This is a genomic window from Acidobacteriota bacterium, assembly GCA_035471785.1.
Lineage (GTDB): Bacteria > Acidobacteriota > UBA6911 > RPQK01 > DATIPO01 > JANQFM01.
Window position 1 is genome coordinate 1 of record DATIPQ010000089.1, and the last position, 10,289, is coordinate 10,289.

Here is a 10,289-nt window from a genome sequence, read left to right on the forward strand (position 1 = left end):
CTTGCTTCTCAGCGGCAGCTGCGTCCCCCCGGGGAAAACCGATTGGCCCGTCTCGTGATGGAGGGCCGAAGGCTGCAGATCGGAAAAGTATCGGTGCTCCACCCCGCCGTCGGGATAGTTGATCCTTACGGTGCGGCCCAGAATGTCGTGGATCATCGACATCGTGTGTCCGTTGCTGTCGGTCAATGCTGCCAAGCTGCCTAGCCCCCGAAGAAGTCCGCTGTTGTAGTCGTAGGTGAAGCTCTGCACATGGCCCAGCGCATTGGTCATTGTGGCGATGTAGGCGAACTGGGTGGCGGAAGTATAGGACATCGTATTGATGTTTTCATTGGGGTCGCGCACTTGGCGTATGTTGCCGGCCGTGTCGTAGCGGAAGAGCGTGACCGGATCGGCTCCCGTATCGAGCCAGTCGACCCGCCGGCTCAGGTTGCCGCGCAGCGTCGTGCCCGTTCCGTAGCCCGGCGCCCGCTGGATCGTCGAGACCCCGATCAGCGAGCGGATGAAGCCATTGAAGGAGCTATACTCGTCGTAGAAAAAGTCGCTTTGCGCGGCCAGCTCGCCGGTGCCGCTGAAGAGCTGGCTGCGGGTCACCCGGTTAAGGATATGGACCGACGATTCGTGCCCGTAGGCCGAGGAACTCAGATACTGGTTCTCGGTTCTCCTCAGCAGCGGACCCGCTGCGCCGCCGCCCCAGTCGGATTCGCGCACCGTAACCACGTTGCCGCGCGAAGCCTGTTCGATGAAGGTGCCCGAGCCGTTCTGGATCACATAGCCGGTCCGGTCGTAGACCGTCTCCGTTCGGCGCACTTGATCAGCGCCCGAGATACTGTGCAGTGTTTCGTTGACCTCAACCACCTTGGGATCGCGGTTGAACTCCTCCCACGCGTTTTCGACCGTACGCAGCAACGTGCCGTCGGCGTCGTAAAAGCGGCTCGTCAGCTCATGGGGCTCGCGCAGCCCGCTTCCGGCTACTATGCCGAACTCGTGCTCGGAGCGGCTGCCGTCCGGGCGGGTGCGCATAACGGGACCGCCGGCGGGCTGATCGTAGGTCCAGACGGCCTCTTCGGACGCTGAGCAGACGCCGTCGGCCTGATCGCAGCGGCGCACCGCCGTGAGCACGCTCATGGTGGGATTGGCGGCGGGGAAGACGCCCCAGTCATACTCCACCCAGCCGCCCGAGGGATAGTCGATGCGCGTCAGGCGCGTGTTGGTAAGCAGAATGCCCTGCCCGCAGGGATCGGAGAACACAGGGGTCGGCCCGTAGTGAAAGACGTGCTTCAAGCCGCCGGGAAGAGTCAGCGTGTCCTGCCCGGCCGCCGGAACGTTGCGCTCAAGCGCCCATTCGACTTGCTGTCCCGACGAGGTCAGGTAAAAGATCTCGGTGCGCGTCAGCACCCCGTTGACGACCGTGATCTGGCGGCTGATCTCCCGCCCCAGCGTGTCGGTTGCGCTGACCACTTGCCCTGCGGAGTGCTGGAAGGTGATCCGGTTGCCGTTGCTGTCCGTGATGCTCTCGATCTGGTAGGCACCGGAAGCCCGGTCGAAGAAGAGCCGGCGTCCGCCAGGCGTGAAGATCTCCACGTCGGTGCTGCCCTTGACCGGCGCGGTCCCGGGAAGCTCCTGCAGGCTCATGTGGGTGGATCCGGTGGAGCGGAAGCGCTCGGCGCCGTCCACGGTGGGGACGTCGAGCAGGTCCTCTTCGCGCACCGCGTTGCGGAACTCGTGCCGGGTGCCGTCCATCTCGCGCAGCACGTAGCGGTTGTGGCGGGGGGCGTTCGCCGGCACCATGCCGTCTGGATCGGCTTGAGCCCCTTCCTCGTAGGTCAAAAACGGCGCCAGCTCGATCTCCACCCGGTCGCTGCCCGTGTTGGCCAGGGGACGGTAGACGCAGCGGATGCTTTCGTCCGGGCGTTGCTCCTCCTCCCACTGACGGGTGATGGCGTTGTAGTTGGCCGCCACGGCGAAGCTCAATCCGTTGCGGCCCGTCAGCGTAAAGAGCGGGATTACGACGTTGAGGTTGCGGTTTTGAAGGTTCACGTTTTCGCGAAGCCCCGCGTAGGAGCCAAATGCCTCCACCCCGGTGGAGTTGCCGGTCGTGACCAAATCGTCCGGGTCCTGGGCCTGCAGGCTGTGGGGAAGCAGCAGAAGAAGAAGGGCCGCGGCCAGCAGCCTGAAAAGAGAATTGACCCGGTGTCGGCTTTCCTGAGCCGATGTCCTCAGGAGCTCTAGGCCGGGGCCTTCGCATTTCTTGTAGTGAGTTCTTCTCTCCATTCTCATCTCCATCTCCGCTCGCAGCTAGGGAAGACTCAGGTCGGGATCGTCCAGAACGAACTCAACCAAGTCGACCAAGTACTCGCTTTCGAGGAAACCGCCAGGAAGCAGCACCCGCACCGAGAACGGGGCCGGAATGCCGTCCACCAACCGGTAGTCCGTGTATTCGACGATCTCCGCCGGCTCCTCGGGCACGAAACGCTCGCCGTAGGAGCTGAACAGGGTCATAGAAGACACCAGTAGGCTTTCGGGATCGACTCCCACCCGGTAGCGCCGCCGGAGGGAGCGGCTGCGGGGGATGTGGGGCCGGGCATCCAGATAGGCGAACTCGGCAGCAAGCACATCGGTGGAATCGTCGCGCCGCAGGGGGCGCAGTTCATTGCCAGTCAGGGCCGCGAAAAGACCGTTCAGCGGAAAGAAGGGAAACAGCCTGTTGGCCGAGATCGACAGCTTGAGACCTTTGCGCTTGCCGTTTTGCGAAACGCGAGCCAGTTCGCCGTCGCTGACGTACACGCGCGTAAACCCGTCTGCTGAGAACTCGGCCCGGAAAGCTCCCCGTCCTCCGGCGTGGATGCGGAAGGAGCGTTCGGCGAAGCCGCCTCCTGCCACCCGGCTGCGAACCGTGCCCGTCAAGACGATCTGCCGCGCCCTGGCGGCTCCGTCCGCTCCTCCGTGAGCCTGGAGCGAATCCATCAGCAACTGGCGGGCCTCAGCCTCCGGGTTTTGAGCAACCGTCACCTGAGCCCCGGTCATCCAGACCGCCGCGAATAAGATCAATGTTTCCGACCGCATAGCTTCCCCTTCGCAGGCCCCAATTGCGCCACTTGGGCGCACGGGGCCAAGAGCTGTCGCTATTGCAACTGTAGGAAATTGTTTTGCGTTTTAAGACAGGTTCAGCCTAGCAAGACAGTCATGGGCTGTCAACGATTTTTCTTTATTACTTTGTTTTATAGTCGAATTATGAAGGCTAAATGCGAATACGCGTGTAGAAATTAGAGCACTTCGGGATGCTGAAACCACTCCTCGGGTCTCTGCGGCTTGAGATCGAGCCCTGCCTGAAGATAAAGGCCTTTTATCCACGAAGTCCCGTGGAGGTTACGGCATCGAGCGGGCGGTGGCATGGCACCTTGAGCGGAGAATAGGAATCGGATAGATCTGCTCGCATCACTACGATTCGACACGGGAGGGAAAGGCGCTGATCAATGAAAATCGGCGATTCGCAAAGCCCAGGATACGAAGCAACTCCAGGAAGTCCTCGGCTCCTACCGAGTTCGCAACTTGAGAACAGATAGAGGAGCTGGTTTCTTGGTGGGCGTGGCCACTCGGATTGGGGCCTTGGCAAATATGCTGATGAAGGATGAGCTAGTGTGGAGATGTGGGTTGGGGTTAAGGATGTGAGACTGGGCGAGGAGCATGCATCCGACCTGAGGGCTCTTCGAGAAAAGGTCCCAAGTGATGTCCAGTCGTAGTCGCATCGCCAATTCGGCGCTTCAAGCAGAACGGAAGCTCTGGATACCCGAAGAAATCCTTGACTTCCGCCCCTAGGCGCCGACGGCAAACCCGATAACCTTGAAGGCATTCCGGCGAACCGCTCTCAAAGGAGCCGAATTCTCAACTCGCCTGTAAAGATGTTGAAGGAAAAAGCGACGCTTCCTTCCCAACATCGCGTTGAAAAGAACTGAACTCCTTCGATAAATGCAATCGACGGCCCCGCTCCCGAAGGAGCAGGAGACGATCACTGGAGTCGCTCTCGTTTCCGGCGCTGCGGCCGAAGCCGCTTTGCCTTTCGCGAGGCTTCGGAATCCGTTCCCGAAGGACCGGTTTCCCCGGTAGGCCGGTTTCGCGCTCCCAGGCGAACCTGGGGGCCCTTTTTCCGGTCAACCGACCCAGCCAACCCTCATACCGGCTTGGCTGCGTCCGTCCACCTCTTGGGACGAGATAACTATATCGCATGACTGAAGTAAGGACAAGTGTATCTCGGCACTGGAGGCACGGAGGGGGAGGGTACTTTGAATGAGAGCCTATTATACTCGGCGCCCGTGCCTAGCGGCCGGACCTCCTCTCCAGGGGAACGCCTAGGCATCTGATTCCCCTGCGTCGCATGGAAAGTAGATCCAACCTTGCCTTGACGCTTTCTCAACTTGTCATGCAGGCATCATAGCGCTTACAGTACGCGGAAAGCCCAGTCAAGCATGATGGGCACCGAGGCCACACTAAGATGCTACTTGATTTGCGTGGTTGCAGTCAAGAAGCCTTCAACCATATCTCAATGAATTAGTCAAGCCTAGAGGAGTTATAGAGAAAACCATGAGTCGTGAAGTCGCAATCTTATTAGCAGCATCGATCGCCGCTCTGGCCTCGATAGTGAACCTTGTTCTCAGCTGGTGGTCCCAACAGGCCATCCAGCGAAGAATGGCGCGCCGAAGTTATCTTGAGAAAATGATTTTGGAGCTTGGCGAGGCCCTCCATCAGGTAATCGCCCGCAGTGCCATACGAACCAAGAAGGCCAAAGGCGGACAGGCCCATCAAACCTGGAGATCAAGGGCGGAGGCCGCCCAGGACACGCTGAGACAACTTAGGCCAAAACTCCGCTATCCACTATGGGGGCTTGACTCAGGAATCCGCACACTGTCTTATATCCCAGATTGGATTGGCCACGCAGAGTCCGATAAGCGAAAGGTGACGGCCCTACTCAAGCTCGGAGACAGCCTGAGAGCTGCCCTAGATAAGGCAATTTGCCGGGCTTACTTAGAGGGAAAGGCCCCTACTTTGTGGCAGAGAATGCGAGTGCGAGCATTGACTAGCAGGTGCCAGCGAACTTTTAACTCACGATGAGCAGGATCGATTCGCCACTACGGGGCCCGGCTATTCCTCCTTATGTCGCCTGGACTTGGCCCGTAGCAGGTTGTTCAGGCGCCTTCGTGCCGCCCGGATTCGGAGGCGAAGTAGCCGGTCCCAGAACATCCGGTTGTGCGCCCGCTTCAGCGAGTGGCTGAGCGAGGAGACGTCGCGTTTCAGGATCCGGCTCAGATCCACCAGTGCCAGATAGGCCGTTTCCTTGACCAGAACTGCGGCCACCATGCGGGCCTCGGCCAGGATGCGCTTGCGCGAAGGCGAACACAGATCCTCGGGCGTGACGTCATAGGTGGCGCACACCGCTTCTATGATGTCCTCAAGCTCGATCATGGGCGGCTGGCGCGCTCTGGCCTTTGCGATCCACTCGCGGATGAATTCCTCATCGACATGTGCCCAGGTCGTGATTTCGCCCGGCCAGACCTGATGGATGTCGGTTCCCAGCACGTGCAGAATCCTGAAGAGGTTCTCAAGGCTCATCCGGTAGCGTCCCGTCTCCAGACACGAATACGAACCGAGCGGAATCCCGGTGTGCTTGGACATTGTCTCCACCTTGATGCCCTTCTCGATGCGGATGCGGCGGATGGTGGAAACCACAAAGTCGTTAACGGGATCGGTAGGCATGCGGCTTCCTTTCTGAGGGGCCGTGAAAGAGGAAGGTCGAGGCGGCGGCCAGGCCCCGGACTGGTTCTTGCTGGAGACTGGCCGCGGTGGGAGATGGAAGGGGTCCCTCAGTCGCCGTGCAGTTCGTCGCTGAGACGCTCGTTGACCGCGGCCACTACGCGGCTGAGCGTGGCGCTGGCTACGGCTACGACATCGAGCTTCTCGTTGGCGTCCAGTTCAGGGGTCTTGTGCAAGGCCGAATGCAGCGAGGAGGCGCAAGAGCCGATGCTTTCGAACTCCTCGTCGCTTAGGGCAACGGTGAAAGGGTTGGGCGGGGAGGTTACACTGGTCTCGGTCATCGATCACTCTCCTATCGAGTGTTCATGGCTAGGCTGCGTCGGGTGTTGGTCGCACCCGGCGCGGCCGCTGGCCGGTTGGCGGTTAGATCAATCCGGCTGCGGGTGGCCATCATCGTTCCCCGTCGTCCCCGCAGCCGTGAGCATCCAATTGAGGCGCAAGCTCAATTGGCCCAATCATCCTAGACCAGACAAGGGGCCGTGGTTAAGGGCTCCGGCAAATAACTGTCCATTAACGTTAGAGGTTTTCGAACACGACGCGGCCACCCGCACCGACCCGCATGCAGACGTTTCGGGGCTGCTTCACAGCGTCTTGAGAAAGCTTCGGACAGCCCGTTCCAGAATCTCCCATCGTTTGCGCGCAGGCAGCTTCTGATAGGCGGCGTAGAGGTCCTCGTCCAACTGCAAGGTGCTGTGCCTCTTGGGGCCGGAAGCGACGCCTGCGGTCAGCGGCGCCCCGTCCCGATAGGCGCGGAAGGCGGCGCGGACCAGCGCGGCGAGGCTGGTGTAGCGGTAGTTGCCGGCAGCGTGAGCGCTGGAGAGCAACTCCTGCAGGGTGCCGTAGAGGTCGGCGGTCAAGGCCATCCTCACGGTATGAGGAAAGCGGGAGCCGACCGAGGCCGAGGGCGATGTCTCGGGGACATCGCGGGGGCTTTTCTGATGTTCCTCGACTTTGGCCGGCTGGCCGGTTTCGCCGGCCTTTCCTCTTTTGCCGCCTTTGAGGCGTTCGGCGTGAAAGTCACGCATGAACCTTCTCCTCGGTGAGCAGCGCCAAGGCCTCGCGAAAGAGCTGATCGCACTCGGCTTGGGCCTTGACCAGGCTCCGGGCCTTGCGGGGGTCGGGTTCCGAGACGGCGAAGAAGTTCTCAGCGCTTCCGCCCAGCAAGGGCGGATAAACCGCCAGCCGTTCGATGAGACCGGGCAGCAGGTGGCCGGCTCCTTCCGATTCGATCAGTTTTTGGACCTGGACAAGTCCCTGCTGCTGCTCGATGGTCAGGCCCGCGGCCCGCAGCCGGTTGGGGATAAAGGCCACGCAGCGCTGAATGCGGGCGTTGGTCATCAAAAACCAGTCAATGAGGCGGTCGACGTCCGCAGTCAGCGGCTGGAAGGGGGCCAGTATGAGGTCGGCCTTGCGCAAGAAGCTGACGCCGCTGCCGGTGCGCCCGGCAGTGTCGATCAGGTGGTAGTCGCCCTGGTGGGAGGAGACGCTGCGTCCCAGTTCGGCGCAATAATCGACCCATTTGCGGGTGGTTTCGTTGACATCGGCGTCGGTGATCTTCACGCTCTGGCCCTGGTAGGCCAACCAGTCAGCCGTCAGGACTGTCACGGTCGACTTGCCCACTCCTCCCTTTTCTCCGGCTACCACAATCGTCTTCATCCTGGATTCCTTTCTACTCCCTACCAAACCAAATCATATCCTACACTACGCTACACAACCCTGCGCCGCCCAACCGCGCGCGACCATCCGCAACCTTGACCGTCGTCGGAAGCCAGTGCCTGGAACACCCGAATGGGCGTCCCAGGCTTTTGGCAGTCTGCCGGGCGTCAGAGAGAGGCTAGTCGTTCTCGTCGTCCTCTTTGAGCATCTCGCAGACCTTGGAGGCGGAGATTCCCATGATTCGCGCAATGGCCCGATAGCTCAGCTTCCGCTCTCGGGACAGGCGGCGTACTTTGTCGACGTCAACCTCCTTGAAGGGGCGCCCCACCGGCTTGCCCTCCTCTTGCATCCGTCGCACACCCCTCCGGATGCCTCTGCGCAGACGATAGGAACGCCGGCGGGCGAAGATCGCCAATGCCCGGATCAGTCCGGGCAGGACCTCCTCGCATCCGGGCGTCGTGTCCAGCTCCTCCTCCAGGCTGACCAAGGCGATGCCCGCGCGTTCCAGCTTCTCCAGCGTCAGGATCGCCCGGCCCAGGCTGGGACCGAAGTCCTCCAAGGCCTGTATGAGGACCAGTTCAAAGCGGCCCTCTGTGGCCTTCTCCAGAAGCGAACCCAAGGCTGGACGCTCACGGGAGGCCTTCTGATCGCAGTACTCGCCCTGGATCTTCCAGCCTCGCAGCCGCGCGAAGCGGCGCAAGACCTCTAGGGTTTCCTCTCTTCGGCTCTTTTCTGTGGATCGTTGATAAAGGGCCGCTCGCGTTGATTGGGCGGCCGGCAAAAGGGCGGGTACTGGTGCAGTGCTAGAATTCAAACAGGTCATCTCAAACCTCTCTGTCAGGCTTGGGGTGATTTAGGGCCTGGCGGGTGCTTCAACACCCGCTTGGCCCGCACCCCGTATTGTCATCTTCTTGGCGGCTGCGGCGCTTTTGACGCCCCAAGCCGCCTTTATTCGCTTACTTCGCTTTTTTCGCAGGCCGTTTTAGACGGCTTTCGCTGTGGCTTGGGCTTTCTCCTTTCCGTTTGGCTGATGACGGCCCAGGATGAAATCGGCGGCCTTTTGAGCCTGAGCGGCGGCGATCACCGCCAGGCGGGGATCGGACTTGAGGCGCTGGAGCCAGTGGGAGATGTAGGCGGCCGAGTTCTCCAAGGTGCTCTGCTCGATGCCGCACTCGCCGCACAGGAAGGCGGCTCCCATCTCGGCTACCAGCTCCTCGCGGCTGTAGTCTGCCGAGCCGAAAGGGGCCGGAGTCTTGCCGCCCAGCCTCCCCAGCCGGCCTTTCGATCCGCTGGCATGGGTCAGCTCATGAAAAAGGGTGCAGTAATATTGGTGGGAGCTTTCGAAACAGGTTGGCCGGGGCAATTCTACCCGATCCTTGGCCGGCAGGTAAAGGGCTGCGGTGGCGCCGTGCCGGATCTCGGGCGGGCCGGGCATGCCGGCTACGATCTTCTCGGCGATCTCCAGCGGAGCAAACTCGCGCTCTTCGATGACGGGGATTCTCTCCTCGGGCAACCCCTCGCACTGCTCCACGTTGAAGACCCGGTAGTAGCGTAAGACAGGCACGCTAACCGTCTGCGCTTCCTCCTGGCTTTCTTCGTCTTCCTTCTTGTGGATCTTCCAGAAGACGACCGGCGCGGAGCGCTGGCCCTTTCGGACCGATCCGCCCAGTTGCTTGGCTTGGCGGAAGGTCAGCCAGAAGGGACTGGAGAAGCCCCGGCAGGCCAGGATGAAGGGATTGATGCCCCGGTAGGCCCTGCAGGTGATCAGGTTCTGAGGGGCGACGGAGATCCAGGGCTGCCGCCAGGGGACGGTGCCCTGCTCCAAAAGCTCGATGATCTGATCGGTGATGACTTGATAGGCTTTGCTCATGATCGGCTCCTTCCGAAAACCGCTCTTCCAGGCCCGCCCGTTTGGCAGGCGGACCCGGAAAACGGCGCTCTCAGTCCTCTTTGCTTTGGGCTTGCTGAAGCTCGAAGATTTTCGAGTGGGCCAGATCGGCCACTTTGGCCAGCGTGAGCAAATCGTCTCGGTCGTAGGTGCGGGCATAGCCCCACTTCTGTCCGTTCTTGTAAAGGCGATTGAAGGTGACGTGATGGCGGTCGCCGTGCCGGGTCTCCCGCTTCCATATGGCGGCGCGAACCGCGTCGATGCGGATGGTGGTCTCAGGCGTGGGTGCTTTCTTTTCAGCCATGGGTTTTCAACTCCCTGGTCCGTGCCCGGTAGGGTCGTGAGGGAACCGTTCCCGTCTTGTCCTTTCCGAGCATTGAACGAAATCACCTTCTGCCCAGCGGCGAGCGGCGAAGCACTCGTAATCCGCTGCGCTTGGAGGCTCACAGGGAGCAACCCCTGACTGAAGGGGGAAGCGGCGAAGGGGGAGGATTCGCGGAGGGTCCGCTCGAAAGAGCGAGCGATAGGGAGCGAGCCGTCAGGCCGAAAGAGCGGAAGCCGTTAATCCTCCCCCGCAGCCGCTTGCGACCTTGACCGCCTAGCGCGGCCGTAGGATGTAAGCTGCAAAAAGGAAGGTATTTCGGACTGCTCAGGGGAGTTGAAATTAGAGACGCGTGGAGTGCGTCAACAGTGCGCCATTTTCAACACCTCTCGTGTGTTGGGGGTGGTCAGGGCTCGTCGGGTGTTGGTCGCACCCGGCGGGTCCGTTAGGGACTCACCCGGATTCTAGGTTTGCTTGCCTCCCCCTTGCCTTTCTTGCGCGGCCTCCCTCCCAATCGACCGTTCAGGCGGCTGGCCCGGCGTTTGGCCGGAGTGCTCTTGCTGCCGCCTTCCCGCCCCATCGCCTGAGCGATGTCGCGGGCTGAGATGGGTTCGCCGC

At 61.2% G+C, this 10,289-nt stretch carries 9 protein-coding genes; all 9 read right to left on the reverse strand.

The genetic code is table 11. The features are described 5' to 3' along the window. The coding region (locus VLU25_12650) for a hypothetical protein (GenBank protein HSR68779.1) at positions 1–2,271 on the reverse strand (2,271 nt) is incomplete at its 3' end. A gap of 24 nt (positions 2,272–2,295) precedes the next feature. Next, entirely contained in the window at positions 2,296–3,063 is a 768-nt protein-coding gene (locus VLU25_12655) for a hypothetical protein (GenBank protein HSR68780.1), read from the reverse strand. Between the two features lie 2,073 nt (positions 3,064–5,136). Next, on the reverse strand, positions 5,137–5,748 hold the full coding sequence (locus VLU25_12660; GenBank protein HSR68781.1) for a helix-turn-helix domain-containing protein: 612 nt from the start codon (positions 5,746–5,748) through the stop codon (positions 5,137–5,139). A gap of 107 nt (positions 5,749–5,855) precedes the next feature. Then, entirely contained in the window at positions 5,856–6,086 is a 231-nt protein-coding gene (locus VLU25_12665) for a hypothetical protein (protein HSR68782.1), read from the reverse strand. A gap of 300 nt (positions 6,087–6,386) precedes the next feature. After that, on the reverse strand, positions 6,387–6,830 hold the full coding sequence (locus tag VLU25_12670; GenBank protein HSR68783.1) for a hypothetical protein: 444 nt from the start codon (positions 6,828–6,830) through the stop codon (positions 6,387–6,389). After that, positions 6,823–7,461, reverse strand: coding sequence for a ParA family protein (locus VLU25_12675; protein HSR68784.1), 639 nt, complete (start codon positions 7,459–7,461; stop codon positions 6,823–6,825). The genes VLU25_12670 and VLU25_12675 overlap by 8 nt, the downstream gene beginning before the upstream one ends. Positions 7,462–7,639: 178 nt before the next feature. Beyond that, complete coding sequence (locus VLU25_12680) at positions 7,640–8,284, reverse strand: recombinase family protein (GenBank protein ID HSR68785.1); 645 nt, start codon at positions 8,282–8,284, stop codon at positions 7,640–7,642. A gap of 159 nt (positions 8,285–8,443) precedes the next feature. Beyond that, positions 8,444–9,331, reverse strand: coding sequence for an ArdC-like ssDNA-binding domain-containing protein (locus VLU25_12685; GenBank protein HSR68786.1), 888 nt, complete (start codon positions 9,329–9,331; stop codon positions 8,444–8,446). A gap of 70 nt (positions 9,332–9,401) precedes the next feature. Continuing rightward, positions 9,402–9,653 carry a hypothetical protein gene (locus tag VLU25_12690; protein HSR68787.1) on the reverse strand — a complete coding sequence of 84 codons (252 nt, stop codon included), beginning with the start codon at positions 9,651–9,653 and terminating at the stop codon, positions 9,402–9,404. Positions 9,654–10,289 lie beyond the last annotated feature (636 nt).

Bases quoted from the DNA above. Each gene is read 5' to 3' on its own strand.
- VLU25_12655 (HSR68780.1), bottom strand. From the start codon at position 3,063: ATGCGGTCGGAAACATTGATCTTATTCGCGGCGGTCTGGATGACCGGG.
- VLU25_12660 (HSR68781.1), bottom strand. From the start codon at position 5,748: ATGCCTACCGATCCCGTTAACGACTTTGTGGTTTCCACCATCCGCCGC.
- VLU25_12665 (HSR68782.1), bottom strand. From the start codon at position 6,086: ATGACCGAGACCAGTGTAACCTCCCCGCCCAACCCTTTCACCGTTGCC.
- VLU25_12670 (HSR68783.1), bottom strand. From the start codon at position 6,830: ATGCGTGACTTTCACGCCGAACGCCTCAAAGGCGGCAAAAGAGGAAAG.
- VLU25_12675 (HSR68784.1), bottom strand. From the start codon at position 7,461: ATGAAGACGATTGTGGTAGCCGGAGAAAAGGGAGGAGTGGGCAAGTCG.
- VLU25_12680 (HSR68785.1), bottom strand. From the start codon at position 8,284: ATGACCTGTTTGAATTCTAGCACTGCACCAGTACCCGCCCTTTTGCCG.
- VLU25_12685 (HSR68786.1), bottom strand. From the start codon at position 9,331: ATGAGCAAAGCCTATCAAGTCATCACCGATCAGATCATCGAGCTTTTG.
- VLU25_12690 (HSR68787.1), bottom strand. From the start codon at position 9,653: ATGGCTGAAAAGAAAGCACCCACGCCTGAGACCACCATCCGCATCGAC.